Source organism: Pantoea agglomerans (assembly GCF_020149765.1).
Taxonomy (GTDB): domain Bacteria; phylum Pseudomonadota; class Gammaproteobacteria; order Enterobacterales; family Enterobacteriaceae; genus Pantoea; species Pantoea alvi.
Genome location: NZ_CP083808.1, coordinates 54,817 through 76,202 on the forward strand (window position 1 = coordinate 54,817; position 21,386 = coordinate 76,202).

A 21,386-nucleotide genomic window follows, 5' to 3' on the forward strand; every position below is an offset into this window, starting at 1 on the left:
GGCGCGCTGTTTTATTACATCAGGCCTTCCGATTTCATCGCGGCGATCACCGACGGACGCTGCGCATGCGTCGCCGCAAAGCGCTGCAGTGCCGGCCAGCGATCCAGGCTGAAATCAACCACGCGGAACCAGCTCAGCACGTTGAACAGATAGGCATCGGCAATGGTGAAGTGGTCAGCGTGCAGATAGCGGTTTTCGCCCAGCGCTTCCGCCAGCCAGTCAAGGCGTTTAGTCAGGGTTGCGGTTGCTGCCGCCTTCCACTCCGGCGTAATGGCCGGGTTGAAAAAGGCACCGATGCCCTTATGCAGTTCAGTTGAAATAAAGTTCATCCACTCCAGCACCGCATAGCGTGCTTCGCCGCTTGCCGGCAGCAAATGACTCTCCGGCTTTAAATCCGCCAGATACTGAGCGATAACCGCGCCCTCGGTCAGCACATGGCCATTATCCAGCTGCAGCGCTGGCACATAGCCTTTGCTGTTGATCGCCAGAAAATCGTCGCCTTCCGCGGTACGTTTGGTTTTTAAATCCACCGCGACGGAGGTATGCGGCAAACCGGTTTCATGCAGAATAATGTGGGTAGTCAGCGAGCAGGCGCCCGCTTTGTAGAACAGCTTCATGTGGTTGTAATCCCTGTTTTTGCTTTGTGCCGCGGCAGTCTACGGCAGCGCGGGCGGCTTGCGCCATTGCCTTTTGTGCTAACGGCTGGAATGCGCAACATTATTCAGTGGCCTTCAGGTCAGTCAGCGGCTGGAACTTGCCCGATCTTCCGTTTAAACGCTGCGGCGAATTACAGGCTATAGCCTAGACTTAAGGTTCGCCTGCGGCGTGCCGCAGCTGATGATGGCCAGCCTGCGCTGGCTGGCAGGATGCACTGACGGGAGAAGATATGCTGTGGTTGTGGAATGCTGGGATCGTATTACTGACCGTCGTAGCGATGGAGATTACCGCCGCGCTGTCGCATAAATATATTATGCACGGCTGGGGATGGGGCTGGCACCGGTCGCATCATGAACCGCACAGCGGCTGGTTTGAAGTGAACGATCTCTATGCTGTGGTGTTCGCCGGGCTGGCGATTCTGTTGATCTACCTGGGCAGCCGCGGCGTCTGGCCGCTACAGTGGATAGGCGCAGGCATGACGCTTTACGGCCTGCTCTATTTTATTGTGCATGACGGGCTGGTACACCAGCGCTGGCCTTTTAAGTACATACCGCGTCGCGGCTACTTTAAACGACTCTACATGGCGCACCGGCTGCACCATGCGGTGCGCGGCCGGGAAGACTGCGTCTCCTTCGGCTTCCTCTATGCGCCGCCGCTGGAGAAATTACAGGCGACGCTGCGTCAGCGTCACGGACGTCGGCCTAACGCGGACGCTGCCAGAGTTCGGCAGGACGCGGCGGAGAAGCAGCCGCCCGAGACCTGATCGCCTGCGCCGCCCCCGCCGCCAGCAGCAGAAGCTTCTCCTGTTTGCTGGTGGACTGGCGGCGATCCCAGGCCGTTTCCCCCGCGCCGTAGACCTTAACCCCAATGCGGCGATAAACCTCTTTCGCCGTGGCGATCGCCCACGCAGAGCGCAGCGGCAGCCCGGCCAGCCCGGCCGACGCAGAGGCGTAGTAGGGCTCCGCCTCGCTCACCAGCCGCCGCGCCAGATTCGCCAGCGCCGGGCGATGAGCGCGATCGGCAAAGTGAAGACGATCCAGCCCGGCCTCCTCCAGCCAGCTTTCCGGCAAATAGCAGCGGCCGACTCGCGCATCCTCAACGATATCGCGCGCAATATTGGTCAGCTGAAAGGCGAGGCCGAGATCGCAGGCGCGATCCAGCACCGCCTCGTCGCGCACCCCCATAATTTGCGCCATCATTAATCCCACCACGCCCGCCACGTGGTAGCAGTAGCGCAGCGTATCCTGAAAGGTTTCATAACGCGCGCCGCGGACGTCCATTGCAAACCCTTCCAGATGGTCGAAAGCGTAAGCGGGAGAGATATCGTGGGCGATCGCCACCTCCTGAAAGGCGGCGAAGGCGGGTTCATGCATTTGCGCGCCCGCGTAGGCCTGGCGGGTTTTGCGCTCCAGATTTGCCAGACGCTGCTGCGGGGTCTGCGCCGAAGGAACCTCGCCTGGAAAGCCAAGCTGCTGGTCATCGATCACATCATCACAGTGGCGGCACCAGGCGTAGAGCATCAGCACGCTGCGGCGCGTTTTCGCGTCGAACAGCTTTGAGGCGGTGGCGAAACTCTTCGAACCGACTTCCATCGTCTCTACGGCATGGTGCAGCAGCGTCGGATTATGCATGCAGATCCTCCAGCATCAGGCTTGCGGTGGCTTTGGCGGAACCGATCACGCCGGGGATGCCCGCGCCTGGGTGCGTACCCGCGCCGACCAGATAGAGATTGCGGATATGGCTGTCGCGGTTATGGGGCCGGAACCAGGCGCTCTGGCGCAAAATCGGCTCAACGGAAAACGCAGAGCCCTGATAGGCATTAAGCTGGTCGCGGAAATCGAACGGCGTGAAGATGCGGTGAGTGACCAGCTGGCTGCGCAGGCCGGGCATATAGTGCTCTTCGAGATAGGCGAAAATGCGATCGCGCAGGCGCGGCCCCTCAACGTTCCAGTCGAGATCGGCGGTGCCAAGATGGGGAACCGGTGCCAGCACGTAGTAGCTGCCGCAGCCCGGCGGCGCCAGCGAGGGATCGGTCACGCAGGGCGCATGGAGATAGAGCGAGAAATCTTCCGCCAGCCCGTCGCGGTTAAAGATCTCGTCAATCAGCTCACGGTAGCGCGGCCCGAAGCAGACGGTGTGGTGCGCCAGCTGATCGTGATGATGGTTCAGGCCAAAATAGAGCACAAACAGCGAGTTGCTCATGCGCTTGCCTTTCAGCTTTTTGGCCTGTGCGGCGGCGGCGGGGTGCCTGCCGAGCAGATCGCCATAGGTATGCACCACATCGGCGTTAGAGGCGACCGCGCGGGTTTCAAATACCCGACCATCCTCCAGATGCACGGCGGAAATCGCGGCCTCTTTCGCCTCGATATGGCTGACGCGCGCGTTCAGCTCCAGCGTGCCGCCTAAATCCTGGAACAGCTTCAGCATGCCCTGCACCAGCGCGCCGGTGCCGCCGCGCGGAAACCAGACGCCCCATTCGCGCTCCAGCGCGTGGATCAGCGTATAGATCGACGAGGTGGCGAAGGGGTTGCCGCCGACCAGCAGCGAGTGAAACGAAAAGGCCTGCCGCAGCTTATCATCCTCGATAAAGCTCGCCACCTTGCTGTAAACGCTGCGCCACGCCTGCAGGCGCGCCAGCTGCGGTGCGGCGCGCAGCATATCGCGGAACGACAAAAAGGGCACGGTGCCGAGCTTCAGGTAGCCTTCGGCGAACACGGCGCGCGAATAGTCGAGGAAGCGCTGATAGCCCGCCACGTCGGCTGGATTAAATTTGCGGATCTCCGCTTCCAGCCGCGCCTGGTCGTTATCGTAGTTAAACACCTCGCCCGTCTCCCAGCAGAGCCGGTAAAAAGGGGTCACCGGCAGCAGCTCGACATAGTCGCGCATCGATTTTCCCGCCAGGGCGAACAGCTCTTCAATAGCGGACGGATCGGTGATCACCGTCGGGCCCGCGTCAAAGGTAAAGCCCTGATCCTGATAAACATAGGCGCGGCCGCCCGGCTTGTCGCGCTGCTCCAGCAGCCGCGTTGGAACGCCTGCTGCCTGGAGGCGAATTGCCAGTGCCAGCCCGCCAAATCCTGCGCCAATTACCGTGGTGTGCTTCATCGTGATGCTCTTCGTCCAGAAGGGTGGGTGAGAATAGCCTGCAGCGCCGCCAGCACCGGGACCGGCGGCTTGCCGCTAAGAATGCGCGCGCGGTCGGCCAGCGTCAGCCGTCCGGCGTAAAACCGGGCGATCAGCCCCTCGGGCAGGCCGTAAAAGCGCTGCATTACGCGCCAGCGCCGATCGCCCTCGGCCGCCAGGAACAGCATGCGGTTAAGCATGCGGAAAAAGCCCTGTTTACGCCACGCCGCCTGCGCAAAGCGGTGAATACGCGGCGCGAGCGCCTCAGGGGAGAAGTCCGCCTCTGCGGCGAGCGCGTCCGCCAGCGTCGCCGCCAGCGGCAGGGAGTAGCCGGTCGTGGGGTGAAAAAGCCCGGCGCGCAGGCCGACGCAGGGGGCGCGATGATGCCAGAAGCGGTCGAAATCGCCCGCCAGCGTAATCGGCAGCGCGCCGCGCTCTTCGCGCAGCAGCGTCTCCAGCTGCCAGCCCTGGCGGGTGGCGTAGTCGCAGATATTCTGCCGCGCCTGCGCCGTCGCCAGCGAGGCGTCGTTAATATAGTGGGTATCTTCAATCAGCAGACGCGTCGGCGAGAGCGGCAGGGTATAGACGAAGCGATAGCCCCCCTGCTGATCCACGGCCGCGTCCATCAGAATCGGCCCCTCCAGCTGATGCGGCTGGCTCAGGCGCCACTCCTGACCGACAAAGGACTGAAAGCCAATCTGCAGGGCGGCGTCGGGCTGATAGCCGCGGCCGTCAATGACGGCGCGCGCGCGCAGCACTTCGCCGCTGGCGAGCTGCACGTGATCGGGGCCGCTGCTGGCGACGGTCTGGTTAAGCCGCAGCGCGTCGCCGAGCGTCGCGCGCAGCACCTCGTCAAAGCGCGCGGAAGTGACGCAAAAATAGCCGCTGTTAAGCTGGCGCGTCAGCGCGGGAAAGCGTACCTCGTAGTGCGGCCAGCGGTGCGCCACCAGCGGCGCAATCCACTGATGCTGCGCGGCGCTGAGATCCTCTTCGTGAAAGCACCAGGTGTGATTGCCACCGGCGTGGGCGTGGGCATCAAGCACCAGCACGCGCAGCTGCGGCTGGAGCGCTTTCAGCCGCAGCGCCAGCAGCCCGTTCGCCAGACCGGCGCCGAGCAACAGCAGATCATACTGCGATGTCATAGTACTTCTCCGCGCGCACCGGCTGGCGCGTCAGCAGCGCGCGCTCGGTAATCTCAGCCGCGCGCTCGACGCCGCCGCAGGCGGCCAGCTGCGGCTGCAGGCGCGTCATGCGCTGCTTAACCGCACCATCGTCCAGCAGGCGACGCAGGCGACGCGCAATCTGATGGCTGGTGGAGAAGCGCGATGCGCGCATCCCCAGGCCATGGTGCGCCAGCCGCGCGGCAATGCCGGGCTGATCGAATGCCAGCGGAATCGCCAGCAGCGGCGTGCCATAGGTTACGGCGTCGAGCACCGTATTTAAGCCGCCGTGGGTAATGGCCACGTCCGCCTGCGCCAGCGCGGCGCGCTGATCGACAAAGGCGGCTACCCGCGCCGCCCCGGCGCGCAGCAGTTTACGCGCCTGAAAATCGCTCAGGCCGCCACAGTGGGCGATCAGCAGCTCCGCCTCCAGTTCGCGACAGGCTTTCGCCAGCGTTTTAAACAGCCCGTAACGGCCGCCCTGCAGCGTGCCCAGCGAGGCGAAAACGCGCGGCTGCTCGCGGTTGCTGAACAGCGGCGCTGCGGCAGCGGCGGGCGGTTCGCGCAGCGGGCCGGTGGCGTGGAAATGGGCCGGCAGCTCGCGGCGCGGAAAGTCGAGGGCGTGCGGCAGCTGGCTGATTTGCGCCAGCGGCGACAGGCACTGGTGCGGCTGACGGCGGTCGGCAAGGCCAAAGGCGTCGGCATGGCGCGCCAGCACGCGATCGTGGCTGCGCATCAGCCAGTCATAAATTTTTTCGCTGGAGGCGAACCGCTCGCGCGCGGCGCTGCTGGTACCCCACAAAAAAGGCATGACCGGCAATGGAAAATGGGCTTCACGATTGACCGGCAGGGCGCAGGCGACCGAAACGAAGGGCAGCCGCAGCGCCTCCGCCACCAGCCCGCCCGCTGGCGCCATCTGATCGACGATCACGCCATCTACCGCCAGCGCCCGCAGCGCCTCCGGCAGCTCGCGGCACAGCATATCGGTGCTGCTGGCCATATCGCGGATCAGGCGCAGAATGCCCAGGCCGCCGGGATGGGCCGCCAGCGCCAGCGTACGGTCGAGCGTGCCGACAGGATGCGTTTCCAGGCCGATGGCGTGAAAGCCGATAGCGGCGTCGCTGAGCAGGGTGGCAACCTCCGCCTGCTGAATAAAGGTCACCCGATGGCCGCGCGCTATCAGGCTCTGCGCCAGCGCCTGAAGCGCGCGCACGTGGCTGTAAAAGGGAGGGGCGATCGCGGCGAAATGGCTCATAGCGTTTCTCCGGCGCGATGCAGCGGCGCAAGGCGCAGCTGGCGCAGATTAGCGCTGCCGGTGCAGAAACAGGCGACGCGCAGCTGTTCAATCAGCGTGTTAAAGTGCGCGACCACCGCATCCGTAGAGTGCAGGGCGCTGCTGAGCACCGCCGCCGCCTGGCCAACGATATCCGCGCCGAGCCGCAGCGCCTTCGCCGCGTCGATGCCGTCGCGGATGCCGCCTGAGGCGATAAGCGGTATGGCAGGCAGTCTGTCGCGCACCGCGCGTAAGGCTTCATCTGTGGGAATACCCCAGCTGGCAAAGGCCATCGCCACCGCGCGCTGCTGCGGGGTGCTGGCGCGTTCGCCCTCTACCGCCGCCCAGCTGGTGCCGCCCGCACCTGCGATATCGATCATGCTGACGCCCGCCTCGGCGAGCCGCTGCGCAACCTCGGCCGAGATGCCCGCGCCAACCTCTTTCACCACCACCGGCACCTCCAGCGACTTCACCAGCTGCGCAATCGCCTGCAGCACGCCGCGCCAGTCGCGATCGCCGCCGCGCTGCAGCGCTTCCTGCAGCGGATTAAGATGGACGATCAGCGCATCCGCCTCGATCATGCTTACCGCATTTCGCGCCAGCCTGCGGCCCTGTTCGCCCAGAATCTGCGCCGCGCCGAGGTTCGCCAGCAGCGGAATATCCGGGGCGATACGGCGTAAATCGCGCGTCAGGCCAGAATCGTTGTCGCTTTCCAGCGCCACGCGCTGCGAACCGACCCCCAGCGCCAGACCCAGCGTCTGCGCCGCTTCGGCAAGATGGTGATTAATCGAGAGGGCGCGCGCCGCGCCGCCGGTCATTGAGCTAATAAGAAAGGGCGCCTGCATGGGGCGATTGAACAGCCGCGTGCGCAGATCGATCTGATCCAGGTGCAGCTCCGGCAGGGCGCAGTGGGTAAAGTGCCAGCGGGCGAAGCTGCCCGACGCCGGCGCGGTATTACGCAGAACAATGTCCAGATGATCGTTTTTGCGTTTCGTCAGGTCCGTGTCCTTCATTGCTGCTCCATATACTCAGACAGGAAACGCGCGGTCAGCCGACCATAGCGAGTTTTTTATCGAACCAGGCCTGCACGAAGTGCCGGGTGGCGTAGCCGCTGTCGCAGGCCGAAGCGAGGTGGCGATCGGCGCGTCGCAGATGGTCGCGCAGGCGCTTTTCTACCGCTTTGCTGCCCAGCATGTTCACCAGCGTCGATTTCCCCACGTCCTGATGGGCATCTTTTCCCGTGTCGCTCTGGCCGTCGGTCAGGTCGTCCAGCAGCTGAAAGGCCTGGCCGAGATCCCGCGCGAAGCGGTGCAGCTTTTCACGCGACGCCAGCGGCGCGCCGGCGATGATGGCGGCCATCTGCATCGCCGCGCTGAACAGCGCGCTGGTTTTAAAGTGGTTGGTCAGCTGAATGGCGTCGGCGCTGCGCGGCTGGCCGCCTTCGGTCAGATCGAGAAACTGTCCCTGCACCAGCCCCTGAATGCCGACTGAATGGGAAAGCTCCGCCACGGCCTGGGTCTTCGCCTGGCTGCTGATGCCGTCCGCCAGCGCAATCACGCCGAAGGCGCGGCTCAGCAGGGCGACGGCGGCGAGAATCGCCACCGGCTCGCCGAACTGGCGATGGATTGTCGGCCGGCCGCGCCGCAGTTCGGCATCGTCCATGCAGGGAATATCGTCGAGTATCAGCGAGGCGGCATGCACCATCTCGACGGCGCAGGCGAAGTCGAGCAGCCCGCTGAGTTCGTCGCGATAGCCAAGGTCGTGAGCGGCCAGCATCAGCAGTACCGGCCGGATGCGTTTGCCCGGCGCCAGCGCGCCTTCGCGCATGGCGAGCCCCACGCAGTCGCGTTCGCTTTCTACCGGCAGCAGTCGGTCAAGACGCTGTTCAATAATCGCCAGTAACATCAGGGGATCGCTGTAGATGAGGGTAGAGTCTCTTTCAGCAAAAATGGTCATAATGGCAGTCCTTACTTGCAGGTGAGCGTCGGCCTGTCGTAATTGCAAATGAACAAAGTGGCGCAGAAAGAGCCATCTAATAATTAACGTCGAACCTGTTATTTTTAGCGTCGTCGCAGATCAGCATTGTTGTTTGGTTTTGGCGAGACGGTGAAATAAAGCGTAGTCGAGAATTCGCCTGCTGAAGGGCAAAACGGAGATAAGTGATAATAAAATAATAATTTTATTCACGAACTAAGTGCCGGGTCAGATGGCGCCGCGGCAGTGGAAAGCAGCTGGTTGAGCAAAGCAATAGCCTGCCTGACCTCCTGCGGCGTCAGCGCGCCATCTCTGGCGAAGCGCACCACCCCCTGTGCGTCCAGCAGCATCACGGCGGAGCCGTGCGGCGTCAGCTGCCAGCTGTTGCGCGCCACACCGCTGCTGTCGATCACGAAATGCTGCCAGGGCGCGTCGCGCTTGCTCGATTTAATGCTGCGCTCGACAAAAATGGCGCTGCCTGGAATGGCGTCGTCGGTATTGACGATAGTGGTGGTCTGAAAGCGGCTGCGCGGAAAGTTTGCCTGTTGGACGGCGGCGATCAGCGGCGCGTTTTGCTCTTTGGCCGACAGCCGCCCGGCGACGTGGATCACCATGCGGACTTTGCCGGTCAGCGACTGGCTGCTCCAGCGCTGATAGCCCAGCATCTCATGCTGCATCACCAGCTCGCCCTCGTTGGCGATAAAGACCGGCGGAAGAGGTTTTCCCGTTTCAACGCTGTGTGCAGCGGCAAGGAGAGGAAACAGCAGGCTGATAAGCAGCAGTGGGTAGAGTTTCACGCATCCTCGCACGCAGAAGGAAAGAGCCTCAAGCCTGGGTGAAAATCTGCCGCTTCGCCAGTTAAGAAATGATGAATTTTTACGCTTTGCTCAAAATTTAATCACTGGTTCAATGCGCCAGATCAAACAACGCGCGGTGAAAGGAATCGAAGATGCAGTGAATCGCTCGCAAAAGGAGATGGGTATGAAAAGTGAATTGATGACGCTGTCTGATGTTGCGCGCTACCTGGGGGTCTCTCCGCTGAGGCTGGTGCGTGCCTACTGCAATCGCGGATCGCTGGATGGGGTACCACTGCCGGCGCCGCTGCAAAACGTAGCGTTCAGAGAACGCTGCTGGTCGCGCGAAGAGGTACGTCAGTTCCGGCACCGACTACAGCGCGCCCGTCACCACGCCTGATAAAAAAGGGAAGGTGTTCACCTTCCCTTATTATCAACTGCCGCTAACGGTTCCGCTCATCACGCCGGTCGCTTCCGCATCCACCAGAAAACAGATCAGCGTGGCGTCGCGCTCGGCGGTTACCTCTGGCAATGCGTCGGCGTCACCGGCCACGTCCCCTTTATGCAGACGCTGTCCCTCCAGATTCACCACGCCGTCCAGCACCGCCAGCCAGGGCGCGAAGCCGGGCAGCGCGGGCACCGCCAGCGTTTTGCCGCGCTCCAGCCGTACGTCGTAGATATGCACCGCCTGACGCAGCGTCAGCGGCGCGGCACTGCCTTCCGGCCCCGCCAGCCATGTCCAGGCGTTATGGGCGACGCCGTCAGCGCGCTCCAGCAGCTGGGTTTTCGCTTCGCCTCCGGCGCGCGCCGGGCGGATAAACGCCTGCAACAGTTCAGCTTCAATCAGCGGCGCGGACTCTTCATGCCGCAGACCATCACCCGCATTTACCACCATTACCCGTTTAGCCGACAGCGGCGTGCGCTCGCCCTGCGGGTCGGTATGCTGCACCGAGCCGCGCCAGACGTAGCTGAGGATGTCATCGTTCACATGCTCATGCATCGGAATGCGCGCGCCGAGCTTGAGCGTTGTCATATCGACAATCGCCAGCGGCCCAAAGCGTTCGCCGGGGCGAAGACGGCGAATGGTAAAGGGACCATATTCAAACAGCTGGCCGCGATGGGCACGCACAATGTTCATCATCTTCTCCTGTTATGAGCTTACAGAGGGATAATAAACCTGCTGGAAAAGAAGAGAAGGAGGGGGAATTGCTGAGAGAGTTCAGTTTTTTTGAACAAGCCGCCCGCCACGGCGGGCGGGCAGCCTGCGCCTTTACTTACCCTGTTCGTCGCTCTCGCCGGGTAAGTCACCAGCTATTTAATCAATCAAAATTCAGAGGCTTAACGGTGGTACAGCAACGTTATTCTGCATTCGCGCTAAGCATCAAACCACTCTTTACCTCTGCCCGCTGTGTACTTATCTGTTATGGAGGGTGACGTGTGCCCTTTTAGCAAAGCGCTTTCCATGTTGCCAGGCATAAAGCCTGCCGGGCAGTGAGGAAAGTTTTTCAGGCGGTAACGCCTGTGATATGCCGTCTATTCACGATAATAGGGAATATCGACGGGATAGAGATTTTTTAAACTTAATAACCGACAACTGACCAGCCGCTGATGGTCTTCATACCAGTAATAAAAATTTCCAGTTTTATGATTGAAAATCATTTCATCCATATTTGCGAACTGAAATAGCAAAAGAGACCCTTTTCGCGCGTGCCCGCCACCCGTTTCAAAGTGATCCGTGCCCCATGATTCCTGTGTGTGCTCATAACGATGGAGGATGACTTCAATCTGTCCACGCACGGGACAAAGCAGTCTGATATCGGAATTATCGAGGGAGAGAGCCTGTACCTTTGTGGAAGCCAATATAAGAAAAAGTGAGAGCAAAGCATATTTCATCTGGGTGTCCTTTTTTTCCGGCTTTATGGCATTCCGTCAGGCACCTTTCATTGAGTTCGGTCATACCGGCTATTTAACTGATGGCGAAACAGACAACCTGAGATAGCGAACGACCGGATGCGATCTGTCAGGCCTGTTTTGGCAAAACTGATGGAGTAAGAGGCTGGCGCCGCCTGCTGGATTCCTGGGGAAGACTCCCGGTACCAGATTGTGCTGGTGCAGAGGGAATATCCCCGGACATCTGTATCTGTTAATGGCAGGCAGGGGTAAAAGGAGACCGCGCACGGAAGCAAAATGGGCTTTCGGCGCGGTTTTTGTGGTCTGAAAGGGCGACCAGACTTGTTGCTTTATACGCAGCGACTTTTTTAATCAGAAATCATCCTTGATTAACGGGTTTTAATCCCCGCTATCACTGCTCTCGCCGAGGAAGAAATACCACAGCGGAATCGACATCAGGCCGGTAAAGACCGAGGTATAGAGGATCACCATCAACCCCTGGGTGACATACATCAGCAGCGACCAGTCGCTAAAGGCGATCTGATACTGATCGATCACGCCGCTGATAATGGCCTTGCCCATTACCGTGCCGACAATCAGCCACAGAATCACCACGCTGCGCAGGAAATAACGCATCTCTTTCCGCTTTTCAGCGAAGCGTCCGCGCACGATGCCCAACGGCGACTGCTGATCCAGCGGCGCTTCCGGCTGCGGCATGGCGGCGCGCTGCGCCCTGCGCCAGCGCAGCAGATCGAGCGCGACAAACGCCAGCAGGCTGGCGCCCATTACCGGCAGCGCCCAGCCCAGCGCCAGCGCGACCATCAGTGAGACGGCCTGCGCGTAGCGCGGCATCGCCAGCCAGGCGATAACCAGCGTTTGCGCCGGGTTCTGCACCGGCAGCGCCGGACGACGGATCCACCACATGCGGTAGCCGAACGCGATGGTGGCGCACAGGCCAAAGCCAAAAAAGGCCAGCAGCAGCTGATTGGGCCAGCCAAACAGCACGCCCATATGGGCGTCAACGCCCCAGCGGGTCAGCTTCGCCACCAGCGGAAAGTGCGCGAACTCAACGCGGTCGACGATAGCAAACGTCGCCGGATCCACCGAAACGGCATCAACCTGACTCGGCCAGCTGCGATCGATCTCGCTGACCGTCCAGGCCTGGCCGTCCGCTTTCGGCTGGCGCAGCTCCAGTTTTGCGGCGTGAATATCGGCGCGGCGTGCGGCGTTAAGCACGCTGTCCCAGTCAGCGTCCCGGACATTCACGGCGTGAGCCGGTTTGGCTGGCATCGCCATACCGCTCATATCCATGCCGTCCATCTGCGGCATTGCGTGATGGTCGGCATGGGGATCGGCGCTGGCGGCGGGCGCGCTGGCGTCCAGTGCGGTGCGCACCTGCGGCGTCATCCAGCCCAGCTCGCTGCGCATTTTATCAATGTTGCCGCCTGCCCACTGCGACCAGGTCAGGCCGGTGACCGAAAAGAACAGCAGGCCGAGCGACAGCGCCAGGCCAAGGGTAATATGCCAGTGGCGGGCGAAGGCGAAGCCCGACGTGGGCTTTTTCACCTTTCTGCGCGGACGCGTGCCGAGCCACAGCACCAGACCGCCGAGGGCGGCGACCCAAAGCCAGGAGGCAGCCAGTTCGCTGTAGAGGCGGCCAGCGTCGCCCAGCAGCAGACCGCGATGCAGCTGATCCAGCCACATGCGCAGCGGCAGCACGCCGCTGGTGCCGTAAACCGTCATATCGCCCTTAACCTGCAGGGTATAGGGATCGATAAACACCGAGCGCGACTCAGACGGACCGAGATCGCTCTGGCTGAACTGCACGCGGGTCGTATCCTGCGCGCCAGGGGCCGGCCGCACCGCATAAACCTGCGCCGCCTCGCCGATATGACGCCGCGCCGCGGCGACCTGGGCCGAAAGCGGCTGCGCCGTTCCCTGCGGCTCGGTGGTGAGCGCTGAAGCGTAAAGCACATTCTCAATCTGCGGCGTCAGCACGTAGAGGGTGCCGGTCAGCGCAGCAATAAAGATAAAGGGAGCGATAAACAGCCCGATGTAAAAGTGCAGGCGGCGTAAAAAATTGAATAACGCGCCGCGCGGCGGCGCCGTTTCCCGAAGTGATGACATAGCACATCCATTTTTATTCAGTTAAAGACGAACCCGTTTCCGTCGCTTTACAGGGCGGAAAGGCAGGTATTCTGATTAAAAAGCGCAGCGGGAAGGCGGGGCGCGAGGCCGGTAGACGCGGCGTTGGCGTCGGCACGGCGGCGGGTCCGCGCGCTGCGTCGGCGGCGGCGCGCGGGAGATCAGCATCATCAGCCAGAGAAGGGGAACCGCAGCCCAGATCATCAGCGGCACATGCACCAGCAGCTCGCAGTAGCCGCAGGCGATACCCTCTTCCCCCGCCATCATATGACCCGGGGGCATCATGGCGTCGTCCATATGATGCATCATCGGCATGGCTTCGGCGCCGTGCGGCATCGGCATCATCGGAGCGGCCATTGCGCCAGCATGGCGCGCCATCAGATCCTTCGACACCACGGGCGCGACAAACAGCAGAAGCACCGCCAGGATAGCCAGGCAGGCGCTGAGTCGCTGTTGCAACGGGGTGAAAAAGGTCATCAAAACATCACTGGCTGGTAAACGTCAGGCGCTATTTTACCGCGTTACGGCGATAAACGGGGCTAATTCCGTAAAAATTCTTAGGCTTTGCCTGTATCGTCTGAGCACCACGCCGTACCCGCTAGAAAACAGAGCTGCCGAGACGCTCGCTGAGCAGCTCCAGCGCAGCGGTGCCCGCCAGCGAATTGCCGATGGCGTCCAGGCCCGGCGACCAGACCGCAATGCTCATTTTACTGGGAATAATGGCGATGATGCCGCCGCCGACGCCCGACTTCGCTGGCATGCCGACGCGCCAGGCGAACTCGCCCGCGCCGTCATACATGCCGCTGGTGATCATCAGCGCGTTAATCTGTCTCGCCTGACGCGGGGTGATAATCTGCGCGCCGTCGGCCGTTTTGCCCTGGTTTGCCAGATAGACAAAGCTGCGCGCCAGCTCGACGCAGTTCATCGACAGCGAGCAGTAGTGGAAGTAGGTCTGCATCACCTTGCTGACGTCGTTATGAAAATTGCCGAACGACTTCATCAGCCAGGCGATAGCGGCGTTGCGCGCCGAGTGCTCATACTCGGAGCGGGCGACGTGGCGATCGTAATGAATATCGGGCTGGCCGCTCAGCTGACGCACAATCTCCAGCATGCGCTGGCGCGGCGCGGTCAGGCGCGTTTCCAGCATATCGCATATCACCAGCGCCCCGGCGTTGATAAAGGGATTGCGCGGCTTGCCGTGCTCCAGCTCCAGCTGTACCAGCGAGTTAAACGGCTGGCCAGAGGGCTCTTTGCCGACGCGCTGCCAGATTTCATCATCGGAGTAGCGGGTGAGCGCTACGCTTAGCGACAGCACTTTAGAGATGGACTGGATAGAGAAGCGCTCCTGCGCGTCGCCTGCCTGCCAGTACTGACCGTCCGGCGTCGCCACGGCGATGCCGAGCGCATGCGCGGGCGCTTCGGCCAGCGCGGGAATATAGCTGGCGACGCTGCCGCGCGCGGTAAGCGGGCGCACCTGCTCCAGAATCTCTTCCAGTAGCGCGTTGCTGAGTTCGGTCACGAGTGAATCTCCTTTTCTGAGGCGTCTGGCGCCGGATAATGAACGCGAGTCGCCGCTGAATCAATGCAGCGCGTGTAAAATATGTGAACTCTCACCGCGACCCCGAGGCCGCTATGTTAACCAGTCTGTTTGACGCTTTCCCGCAGGCCGCCGAGCGCGGCGAACAAGAGACCTTTGAGGCGCTGCTGCGCCGACCCGATCTTTGCATCGAACGGATTATCTCGACCGGACAGGCGAGCCCGCCCGGCTTCTGGTATTGCCAGCCGCAGGGCGAATGGGTGCTGGTGGTGCAGGGCGCGGCGGGCGTGCAGCTGGAGCATGAAGCCGAAGAGCGGGTGCTGCGCGCGGGCGATTTCATCCATCTGCCCGCGCAGACGCGCCATCGCGTGAACTGGACCAGCCGCGATGAACCGACGATCTGGCTGGCGGTCCATTACGCGCTGCCGCCAGAGAGAGAGGATTGATGGCTTAGCTCATATCTGTCTGCTGCTGCCGGCCAGCGGCGCCAGCAGCATCTGCGCAAAGCTCAGCACCGCCAGCAGGGTGAGCGGCAGCGTCCAGCCGCCGCTCTGCTGGTGCAAAATGCCGAAAGCGAGCGGGCCGAGCGCCGCCAGCGCATAGCCTACGCACTGCGCCATCCCGGAAAGCTGCGACGCCTGACGGTGATCGCGGGCGCGCAGGTTGAACAGCGACAGACAGAGCACCAGCGAGGCGCCCGCGCCTGACCCGGCGATAACGAGCCACAGCGCCGCCAGCTGCGGCAGCAGCAGCAGGCCGAGCATGCCGCAGAAAATAGCGGCGGAAGAGACCAGGGCGGTCAGGCGCGCGTCGCGCAGCCGTTTGAGCGCCACCATACAGCCGAGGTTGGCAACAATGGCCACCGCCTGGTAGAGAAACAGCAGCCAGCCTGCTTCCGCCTGAGTGTAGCCAGTGCTCTGCGCGTAGGGCGTAAACCAGTCGATCAGGGTGTAAAACGCCAGCGACTGCAGCGCCATAAACAGCGAAACCTGCCAGCCGATGATCGATCGCCAGGGCGTGACGCCCGCGGAGAGGGAAGAGGGCGCGCCTGACGGGCCTGCTGCGCGCGGCGTCCGCAGCAGCGGCAGCCAGGCGAGCAGCGCGACAACCCCCGGCAGCGCCCAGACGCCGAGCGACAGCCGCCAGTCCGCCTCGGACAGGGCAGCAAGCGGCACGGCGATCCCCGACGCCAGACTGGCGGTCAGCGACATGGTCGCGGCATAGAGCCCGATATATTTCGCGGTATGCTGGGTAAAGTCGCGTTTAATAAGCGGCGGCAGCAGCACGTTGGCGGCGGCGATCCCCGCGCTGAGCAGCGCCGTGCCGCTCCAGAGGGCAGCCTCGGCCGGCAGCCAGCGCAGGATTGAACCCAGCGTAATCAGCAGCAGCGCCGCCCAGAGGCTGCGCTCCAGACCGAAGCGATTGCCCAGCATGGCGGCGAACGGCGCCAGCGCGGCGAACATCATCAGCGGAATAAAGTTGAAAAAGCCCGCGGCGGCGGCGCTCAGGCCGAAGGCGTGGCGAATGTTCTCCAGCACCGGGCCGACAGCGGTAATGGGCGCGCGCAGGTTAGCCGCGGTCAGCAGTAACACCAGCAGGAAAAAACCAGGTTGGGTAAGACGGGAAGCCCGTAGAAGAGTCATGAAATCCGCATCACAAAGCACGGCAGAGCCGCTGTGGTGCGTTGGTTGACGTTAACGCTTACGCATCAGGCGCTGGTCCCGATGTCTGGGCGCTACTTTAAAGGCTGCTGCCGTTGCTGTAAAGCTGAACCGCCGCCGCCCCGCTTATATATTGCTGAACAATACCAGACAAAATGATAATAAAAGCGCTGACTTATTCTGGGTTGTCAGATGCTACCCGTGCTAAATAAGCGGAGCGATAATCAAAAGGTGTTTTTCAAATAGCGGGCGCCACCTGTTCGCTATTTAACTGAAGCGGCATCTCAGACAAAAATAAGAATATTCCTTAGTAATCAACCCATTTTTACGCCACGCTTCGCTTTTATTAAATTTGCGCAATTGTGCTTAGCAACTATTATTAATTTCTGTAGCGTCCTGGCCAGGAAAGCAATCACCTGATTTGATAAGAGGAACTTGTAATGGCGATTAAAACACTGGTGGATCTTTTTATTCATGACCTTTCTGATGTTTACAGCGCAGAAAAACAGATTACGCGTGCGCTGCCAAAAATGGCACGCGCAGCCACTGACGCCTCGCTGAAAGCGGCGTTTGAAGCCCACCTTGAAGAGACGCGCGGACAAATTGAACGTCTGGACCAAATTGTTGAAAAGACTGAAGAACTGCGCATCCGCCGTATGAAGTGTCATGCGCTGGAGGGCCTGGTGGAAGAGGCTCAGGAGATTATCGACTCCGTTGAAGCCGGTCCGGTGCGCGACGCTGGCTTAATTGGCGCCGCCCAGAAAGTTGAACACTACGAAATTGCTACCTACGGCACGCTTACTGCAATGGCAAAAAGATTAGGCTTTGACGAAGCGGCAAAATTACTGGCCGAAACGCTGCAGGAAGAAAAAGCCACAGATGAAAAGCTGAATGTAATTGCTGAGAAAACCAGTTAATTACCCCCTGGTAGACGATTTATTTTCGCAGCGCTAACGTTTTTAAAGAGGTGAATTATGTCACATCAAGAGAATTATCTGGCCTGGCTGAAAGATGCGCACGCTATGGAAAAGCAGTCGGAAAGCATGCTGGAAAAAATGGCCGCTCGTCTCGAACATTATCCTGATTTAAAAGCGCGCATTCAGCAACATATTGAAGAAACGCGTCAGCAGCAGAGCTTATTACAGTCGGTGATCGATCGTAATGATACCTCCAACTCAGCCTTTAAAGATGCGCTGGGCAAACTCTCCGCGATGGGTCAGGCGATGGGCGGCATGTTTGCCGACGACGAAGTGGTGAAGGGTGCAATCAGCGGCTATGTCTTTGAGCAGTTTGAGATCGCCAACTACACCTCGTTAATCGCTGCGGCGGAGCTGGTGGGCGACCACGAAGGCGTGCGTATCTTCGAACAGATTCGTGAGCAGGAGATTGCGATGGCGGAGTGGTGCCTGACGCATCTGCCGGACGTAACGCAGCAGTTTATGACGCGCGATGCGGCTGAAGGCGTTGAAGCGAAAAAATAATAACGCCACGGCCAGGCTCTCTGCAAAGAGAGCTTAAATTCAACTTGAAAGGAATGAGCAATGTTCAGACACGTAAAGAAACTGCAGTATACGGTCCGTGTTGAAAAGCCCAATCCTGGACTGGCTAATCTGCTGCTGGAGCAGTTTGGCGGTCCTCAGGGCGAACTCGCCGCGGCATGTCGCTACTTTACCCAGGGACTGGGCGATGACGATCCGGGCCGTAAAGATATGCTGATGGATATCGCCACGGAAGAGCTGAGCCACCTGGAAATTATCGGTTCGCTGGTAGGGATGCTGAACAAAGGCGCGAAAGGTCAGCTGGCTGAAGGCACAGAGGAAGAGGGCGAAATTTATCGCAACATAACCGGTGCCGGCAACGACAGCCATTTGACCTCGCTGCTTTACGGCGGTGGGCCGCCGCTCACCAACTCAGCTGGCGTACCCTGGACTGCGGCCTATGTCGATACCATCGGCGAAGTCACCGCCGACCTGCGTTCGAATATTGCCGCCGAGGCACGCGCGAAAATCCTCTATGAGCGACTGATCAATATGACCGACGACGTCGGCGTTAAAGATGCGCTGGGCTTTTTGATGACGCGTGAAGTGGCGCACCAGATCTCGTTTGAAAAAGCGCTTTACTCGATTCGCAATAACTTCCCGCCGGGTAAACTGCCGCCGATTGAGCAATATTCCAACGTCTACTACAACATGTCGTCAGGCGAAGGTGATATGCGCGGCAGCTGGAACTCTGACGAGAACTTTGAGTTTGTGGCCGATCCGGCGCCGGCCGTTGACGGCGGCGACGGCAGCGCGTCAGTGACCCTGCCGTCCGATCAGGCGACCGACCTGGCTAATATGGCCAGCCGCACCGCCTCCGATCCCAGCCTGAACCCTACCACGGGTGCTGAACTTGGCTCGACGCTGGGCGAAGCCAATCAGATCTCGGATAAACCCCGCTCGTAACCGCCTCTCGCGTCAGTCAAACTGCTGACTGACGCGATATCCCCCTCTCCTAAATGCGACCGCACTGGCTTAACGCGGGCTGCGCGCTGACTGATTAGTGAAATTCCGGTTCAGGAAAATGGCCGCAGTCGTTCTGACTGGCGGTGGTGCCAGGCTGACAGGTCTGCTGCCGCGTTTCCGCGGAAGGTACCGGTTTTTCCGGCGCCATGGGACCTGACCGACAGGCGCTAAGCAGAGTGATAAACAGGGCAAAGGCAACAAAACGCATATCCGCTCCTTGTGATGATAAAAAGTAAGCAAACAAACGTCGTTGGTCATCAGCGTGACCAGAGGCGTAGTGATAAGTGTAGCTGGCGGCAGGAAAAGGTCGAAAAATCAGCATGAAGCCGCATGGCGGCTTACGGGATCAGAACAGGGCGAACATCAGGGCGACGGGAAAGCTCATCGGCCAGGTAGCGCCGACCAGAAAGGCGCTTAACGCCCGAATCGACAGCTTATCCTTTGCGATAAAAAAGGTGATAAGCGTGGCGATCGAAGCCATAACCGCATAGAACACCAGCATATGTTGATAGAGGCTCATCATTACTCCGCATCGTTATAGTGGTTTTGCTGCGCACTATGCGGAAAATAGTGATCCAGATCAAGTAAAAAGCCTTATCGGAAATTAAAGAAATTGATTTGGCTTCGGAGAAGCAGTGGATGCCAGCGATTTCAGGCTGAAATTGAGCTGAGAAAACGCGCCGAATCCTTCTGGCGCGGGGGCTGCACGCGCAGAAGCGCGTGGCGAAGTCAGTTTAGTCAGAGAAAGCGCTGTTCAATATCGCGCCAGCTGTCGACGCGGGCGTAGCCGGTTTCCTGCTGGTTTTGCGCCGTGCTGAACAGGACGCCTTCCCCTGTGAACTGGGCGAGGTTTTGCGGACGGGTATCGATCAGATAGTCCGCGTTGAGAATGCCTTTGCTGCTGCAGCAAATGATATTCATCGGGCTGATAAACGGAAAATTGGCTTTCAGCCATTCGAGTTTTGCCGCCAGCGAGCGTGGGAACTCCACCGCCGCGGTGGTGATAAAAATTTCATACTCCTGTGAAAGACGTTCAATCACGCGCTGCGCGTCAGGCAATGGAGGCAGGCCGACGTAAAAACTCTCTTCGCCGATCAGCTCTTCAATCTCCTGAAACAGCGCCGGGCGCGACTGCTGTGGTTTTGCTGCATCCAGTGGACCTGTCTGCGCCTCAGGTGAGGCAGCGTCAGGGCTTAATTTGTGGTTCAAGTCGATAATGACTTCATCCATCTCAATGGCGATACGTTTCATGGTTTCCCCTGGTTAATCTTGATGCCAGACGGGCTAGGATATCAGCCGCACGGCTCCGCTTGTAGTCTAAGATAAACGCCAGACAAACAGGCCAGTAAAACAGCAATTGAAGCGGGTAAATTCGACAATGTCTGTGAGGTGCGCCAGAAGAGGAAAAAAGAGGGGAGAATGCCGCCCAAAAGGCGGCATGCGGCTTAACCTTGCCGATAGAGCGCCTTAATATCCTCCAGCGTTGCTTCGCGCGGGTTGCCGCCGGTGCAGACATCGTCCAGCGCCGCCTGGGCCAGCGCCGGAATATCATCGGGGTTCAGGCCGACGTCACGCAGCGAGGCCGGAATGCCGACGTCGCGGCAGAGCTGTTTTACCGCCTCGACCGCCGCCTGGCGCGCCTCTGCCAGCGACAGGGTGTCGGTTTTTACCCCCATCGCGCGCGCGATAGCGCGATATTTCTCACCGGTGTAGTCTGCATTCCACGCCATGACCCTGGGCAGCAGGATCGCATTGGCAACGCCGTGCGGCACGTTATAAAAGGCCCCTAACGGATGTGCCATGCCGTGTACCAGGCCCAGCCCGACATTGGAAAATCCCATGCCCGCGACGTACTGACCCAGCGCCATCTGTTCCAGCGCCTGCATATCGCCCTCTACCGCATCGCGCAGTGACTGGCTGATAATCTCAATCGCGTCAAGATGCAGCATATCGGTTAGTTTCCATGCGCCACGCGTTACATAACCCTCAATGGCGTGCGTCAGCGCGTCGATACCGGTCGCGGCTTTCAGCGACGGCGGCATGCTGGCCATCATCTCTGCATCAACGATCGCCACCCTGGGAATATCATGCGGATCGATGCAGACGAATTTACGACGTTTCTCTTCATCGGTAATAACGTAGTTAATGGTGACTTCCGCCGCGGTGCCGGCGGTGGTGGGTATCGCGATCAGCGTGACGCAGGGATTACGCGTTGGGGCAAAGCCCTCAAGGCTGCGCACGTCCGCGAACTCGGGGTTGTTGATAATAATGCCGATCGCTTTGCTGGTATCCTGCGGTGAGCCGCCGCCGATGGCAATAAGATAGTCCGCCTCCGCCCGCTTAAATATCTCGACGCCGCGCTGCACCACGGCGATGGTGGGATTTGGCACTACCTCGTCATAGAGCGCCCAGTGAAGCTGATGCGCATCCATCAGATCGGTTACGCGCTTCACCGCGCCAGCGGCGACCAGCGCTTTATCGCTCACGATCAGCGCCTTCGCCAGGCCGCGTCGCCTGACCTCATCAGGCAGGTTGCGGATCGCGCCTGCACCAAAAAAAGCAGTCTCATTCAAAATCATTCGCTGGGTCATTTTCCCCTCCTTGCTTAACAACATTCCCTCTACCTTCCTGCTTAACCGCCCAGGGGATCTGTTGAAATCGTCACATT

The 21,386-nt window shown here is 60.3% G+C and carries 24 protein-coding genes; 6 read left to right on the top strand and 18 right to left on the bottom strand.

What is annotated here, in order from left to right; all coding sequences use genetic code 11:
- Positions 1-14: 14 nt before the first annotated feature.
- Entirely contained in the window at positions 15-617 is a 603-nt protein-coding gene (gene gstA, locus LB453_RS00275) for a glutathione transferase GstA (RefSeq protein WP_103797014.1), read from the bottom strand.
- Positions 618-886: 269 nt separating this feature from the next.
- Between gstA and LB453_RS00280 the strand changes: the two genes are divergently transcribed.
- The gene (locus LB453_RS00280) at positions 887-1,420 is read left to right on the top strand and encodes a sterol desaturase family protein (RefSeq protein WP_103797015.1); all 534 of its coding nucleotides are present in this window, start codon (positions 887-889) and stop codon (positions 1,418-1,420) included.
- On the opposite strand, the gene crtB is transcribed toward LB453_RS00280, so the two are convergent.
- The 7 genes from crtB to LB453_RS00315 all read right to left on the bottom strand — a co-directional run bounded on the left by crtB (position 1,359) and on the right by LB453_RS00315 (position 8,984).
- On the bottom strand, positions 1,359-2,288 hold the full coding sequence (gene crtB / locus LB453_RS00285; protein ID WP_103797016.1) for a 15-cis-phytoene synthase CrtB: 930 nt from the start codon (positions 2,286-2,288) through the stop codon (positions 1,359-1,361). The genes LB453_RS00280 and crtB overlap by 62 nt on opposite strands.
- Positions 2,281-3,762 carry a phytoene desaturase gene (locus tag LB453_RS00290; RefSeq protein WP_103797017.1) on the bottom strand — a complete coding sequence of 494 codons (1,482 nt, stop codon included), beginning with the start codon at positions 3,760-3,762 and terminating at the stop codon, positions 2,281-2,283. Before LB453_RS00290 ends, crtB begins: the two co-directional genes overlap by 8 nt.
- On the bottom strand, positions 3,759-4,922 hold the full coding sequence (gene crtY, locus LB453_RS00295) for a lycopene beta-cyclase CrtY (protein WP_103797018.1): 1,164 nt from the start codon (positions 4,920-4,922) through the stop codon (positions 3,759-3,761). The genes LB453_RS00290 and crtY overlap by 4 nt, the downstream gene beginning before the upstream one ends.
- The gene (locus LB453_RS00300) at positions 4,906-6,195 is read right to left on the bottom strand and encodes a glycosyltransferase (protein ID WP_103797019.1); all 1,290 of its coding nucleotides are present in this window, start codon (positions 6,193-6,195) and stop codon (positions 4,906-4,908) included. The genes crtY and LB453_RS00300 overlap by 17 nt, the downstream gene beginning before the upstream one ends.
- Positions 6,192-7,226: a type 2 isopentenyl-diphosphate Delta-isomerase gene (fni, locus tag LB453_RS00305; RefSeq protein WP_103797020.1), complete on the bottom strand. Its 1,035-nt coding sequence runs from the start codon at positions 7,224-7,226 to the stop codon at positions 6,192-6,194. The genes LB453_RS00300 and fni overlap by 4 nt, the downstream gene beginning before the upstream one ends.
- Before the next feature lie 34 nt (positions 7,227-7,260).
- Positions 7,261-8,118 (bottom strand): polyprenyl synthetase family protein, encoded by an 858-nt coding sequence (locus tag LB453_RS00310; protein WP_224481418.1) that lies wholly within the window; start codon positions 8,116-8,118, stop codon positions 7,261-7,263.
- 278 nt (positions 8,119-8,396) lie between these two features.
- On the bottom strand, positions 8,397-8,984 hold the full coding sequence (locus LB453_RS00315; protein WP_103797022.1) for a YtfJ family protein: 588 nt from the start codon (positions 8,982-8,984) through the stop codon (positions 8,397-8,399).
- A 184-nt stretch (positions 8,985-9,168) separates the two neighbouring features.
- Here LB453_RS00315 and LB453_RS00320 point away from each other — a divergent pair, with 184 nt between their 5' ends.
- A complete protein-coding gene (locus tag LB453_RS00320; protein WP_103797067.1) occupies positions 9,169-9,381 on the top strand; it encodes a hypothetical protein in 213 nt (70 codons plus the stop codon).
- Between the two features lie 33 nt (positions 9,382-9,414).
- Here the strand turns inward: LB453_RS00320 and LB453_RS00325 are convergent, their stop codons facing one another.
- The 5 genes from LB453_RS00325 to glsB form a co-directional block, all read right to left on the bottom strand.
- On the bottom strand, positions 9,415-10,119 hold the full coding sequence (locus LB453_RS00325) for a pirin family protein (RefSeq protein ID WP_103797023.1): 705 nt from the start codon (positions 10,117-10,119) through the stop codon (positions 9,415-9,417).
- A 395-nt stretch (positions 10,120-10,514) separates the two neighbouring features.
- The gene (locus LB453_RS00330) at positions 10,515-10,874 is read right to left on the bottom strand and encodes a hypothetical protein (RefSeq protein WP_103797024.1); all 360 of its coding nucleotides are present in this window, start codon (positions 10,872-10,874) and stop codon (positions 10,515-10,517) included.
- A gap of 396 nt (positions 10,875-11,270) precedes the next feature.
- The gene (locus LB453_RS00335; protein WP_103797025.1) at positions 11,271-12,998 is read right to left on the bottom strand and encodes a DUF2534 family protein; all 1,728 of its coding nucleotides are present in this window, start codon (positions 12,996-12,998) and stop codon (positions 11,271-11,273) included.
- A gap of 75 nt (positions 12,999-13,073) precedes the next feature.
- The gene (locus LB453_RS00340) at positions 13,074-13,493 is read right to left on the bottom strand and encodes a DUF2946 domain-containing protein (protein ID WP_103797026.1); all 420 of its coding nucleotides are present in this window, start codon (positions 13,491-13,493) and stop codon (positions 13,074-13,076) included.
- A gap of 121 nt (positions 13,494-13,614) precedes the next feature.
- Entirely contained in the window at positions 13,615-14,535 is a 921-nt protein-coding gene (gene glsB, locus LB453_RS00345) for a glutaminase B (RefSeq protein WP_103797027.1), read from the bottom strand.
- 113 nt (positions 14,536-14,648) lie between these two features.
- On the opposite strand from glsB, the gene LB453_RS00350 reads away from it, so the two are divergent.
- Positions 14,649-14,999, top strand: coding sequence for a cupin domain-containing protein (locus tag LB453_RS00350; RefSeq protein WP_103797028.1), 351 nt, complete (start codon positions 14,649-14,651; stop codon positions 14,997-14,999).
- Positions 15,000-15,008: 9 nt separating this feature from the next.
- On the opposite strand, the gene LB453_RS00355 is transcribed toward LB453_RS00350, so the two are convergent.
- Entirely contained in the window at positions 15,009-16,196 is a 1,188-nt protein-coding gene (locus LB453_RS00355) for a CynX/NimT family MFS transporter (protein WP_103797029.1), read from the bottom strand.
- Positions 16,197-16,654: 458 nt separating this feature from the next.
- Here LB453_RS00355 and LB453_RS00360 point away from each other — a divergent pair, with 458 nt between their 5' ends.
- The 3 genes from LB453_RS00360 to LB453_RS00370 are packed head-to-tail and all read left to right on the top strand — an operon-like array spanning position 16,655 to position 18,658.
- A complete protein-coding gene (locus LB453_RS00360) occupies positions 16,655-17,131 on the top strand; it encodes a ferritin-like domain-containing protein (protein ID WP_033749031.1) in 477 nt (158 codons plus the stop codon).
- 57 nt (positions 17,132-17,188) lie between these two features.
- Positions 17,189-17,695: a ferritin-like domain-containing protein gene (locus LB453_RS00365; RefSeq protein WP_224481402.1), complete on the top strand. Its 507-nt coding sequence runs from the start codon at positions 17,189-17,191 to the stop codon at positions 17,693-17,695.
- Between the two features lie 60 nt (positions 17,696-17,755).
- Positions 17,756-18,658 (top strand): manganese catalase family protein, encoded by a 903-nt coding sequence (locus LB453_RS00370; RefSeq protein WP_103797031.1) that lies wholly within the window; start codon positions 17,756-17,758, stop codon positions 18,656-18,658.
- A gap of 94 nt (positions 18,659-18,752) precedes the next feature.
- Here LB453_RS00370 and LB453_RS00375 read toward each other — a convergent pair whose 3' ends face one another.
- From LB453_RS00375 to fucO, 4 genes are all read right to left on the bottom strand, one after another.
- Entirely contained in the window at positions 18,753-18,926 is a 174-nt protein-coding gene (locus LB453_RS00375; RefSeq protein ID WP_193390062.1) for a hypothetical protein, read from the bottom strand.
- A gap of 138 nt (positions 18,927-19,064) precedes the next feature.
- Positions 19,065-19,238, bottom strand: coding sequence for a GhoT/OrtT family toxin (locus LB453_RS00380; protein WP_103797032.1), 174 nt, complete (start codon positions 19,236-19,238; stop codon positions 19,065-19,067).
- A 218-nt stretch (positions 19,239-19,456) separates the two neighbouring features.
- A complete protein-coding gene (locus LB453_RS00385; protein WP_103797033.1) occupies positions 19,457-19,969 on the bottom strand; it encodes a 5' nucleotidase, NT5C type in 513 nt (170 codons plus the stop codon).
- A 194-nt stretch (positions 19,970-20,163) separates the two neighbouring features.
- Entirely contained in the window at positions 20,164-21,309 is a 1,146-nt protein-coding gene (fucO, locus tag LB453_RS00390; RefSeq protein ID WP_103797034.1) for a lactaldehyde reductase, read from the bottom strand.
- Positions 21,310-21,386: the final 77 nt, after the last annotated feature.

What these genes read in the sequence shown, in the direction of transcription:
- LB453_RS00310 (WP_224481418.1), bottom strand. Translation starts at nt 8,118, where the DNA reads ATGTTACTGGCGATTATTGAACAGCGTCTTGACCGACTGCTGCCGGTA.
- LB453_RS00325 (WP_103797023.1), bottom strand. Translation starts at nt 10,119, where the DNA reads ATGAACATTGTGCGTGCCCATCGCGGCCAGCTGTTTGAATATGGTCCC.
- LB453_RS00290 (WP_103797017.1), bottom strand. Translation starts at nt 3,762, where the DNA reads ATGAAGCACACCACGGTAATTGGCGCAGGATTTGGCGGGCTGGCACTG.
- LB453_RS00300 (WP_103797019.1), bottom strand. Translation starts at nt 6,195, where the DNA reads ATGAGCCATTTCGCCGCGATCGCCCCTCCCTTTTACAGCCACGTGCGC.
- LB453_RS00280 (WP_103797015.1), top strand. Translation starts at nt 887, where the DNA reads ATGCTGTGGTTGTGGAATGCTGGGATCGTATTACTGACCGTCGTAGCG.
- LB453_RS00340 (WP_103797026.1), bottom strand. Translation starts at nt 13,493, where the DNA reads ATGACCTTTTTCACCCCGTTGCAACAGCGACTCAGCGCCTGCCTGGCT.
- LB453_RS00355 (WP_103797029.1), bottom strand. Translation starts at nt 16,196, where the DNA reads ATGACTCTTCTACGGGCTTCCCGTCTTACCCAACCTGGTTTTTTCCTG.
- LB453_RS00330 (WP_103797024.1), bottom strand. Translation starts at nt 10,874, where the DNA reads ATGAAATATGCTTTGCTCTCACTTTTTCTTATATTGGCTTCCACAAAG.
- LB453_RS00385 (WP_103797033.1), bottom strand. Translation starts at nt 19,969, where the DNA reads ATGAAACGTATCGCCATTGAGATGGATGAAGTCATTATCGACTTGAAC.
- LB453_RS00365 (WP_224481402.1), top strand. Translation starts at nt 17,189, where the DNA reads ATGTCACATCAAGAGAATTATCTGGCCTGGCTGAAAGATGCGCACGCT.
- LB453_RS00375 (WP_193390062.1), bottom strand. Translation starts at nt 18,926, where the DNA reads ATGCGTTTTGTTGCCTTTGCCCTGTTTATCACTCTGCTTAGCGCCTGT.
- LB453_RS00335 (WP_103797025.1), bottom strand. Translation starts at nt 12,998, where the DNA reads ATGTCATCACTTCGGGAAACGGCGCCGCCGCGCGGCGCGTTATTCAAT.
- fucO (WP_103797034.1), bottom strand. Translation starts at nt 21,309, where the DNA reads ATGACCCAGCGAATGATTTTGAATGAGACTGCTTTTTTTGGTGCAGGC.
- LB453_RS00350 (WP_103797028.1), top strand. Translation starts at nt 14,649, where the DNA reads ATGTTAACCAGTCTGTTTGACGCTTTCCCGCAGGCCGCCGAGCGCGGC.
- LB453_RS00320 (WP_103797067.1), top strand. Translation starts at nt 9,169, where the DNA reads ATGAAAAGTGAATTGATGACGCTGTCTGATGTTGCGCGCTACCTGGGG.
- crtB (WP_103797016.1), bottom strand. Translation starts at nt 2,288, where the DNA reads ATGCATAATCCGACGCTGCTGCACCATGCCGTAGAGACGATGGAAGTC.
- LB453_RS00370 (WP_103797031.1), top strand. Translation starts at nt 17,756, where the DNA reads ATGTTCAGACACGTAAAGAAACTGCAGTATACGGTCCGTGTTGAAAAG.
- crtY (WP_103797018.1), bottom strand. Translation starts at nt 4,922, where the DNA reads ATGACATCGCAGTATGATCTGCTGTTGCTCGGCGCCGGTCTGGCGAAC.
- fni (WP_103797020.1), bottom strand. Translation starts at nt 7,226, where the DNA reads ATGAAGGACACGGACCTGACGAAACGCAAAAACGATCATCTGGACATT.
- LB453_RS00380 (WP_103797032.1), bottom strand. Translation starts at nt 19,238, where the DNA reads ATGAGCCTCTATCAACATATGCTGGTGTTCTATGCGGTTATGGCTTCG.
- gstA (WP_103797014.1), bottom strand. Translation starts at nt 617, where the DNA reads ATGAAGCTGTTCTACAAAGCGGGCGCCTGCTCGCTGACTACCCACATT.
- LB453_RS00360 (WP_033749031.1), top strand. Translation starts at nt 16,655, where the DNA reads ATGGCGATTAAAACACTGGTGGATCTTTTTATTCATGACCTTTCTGAT.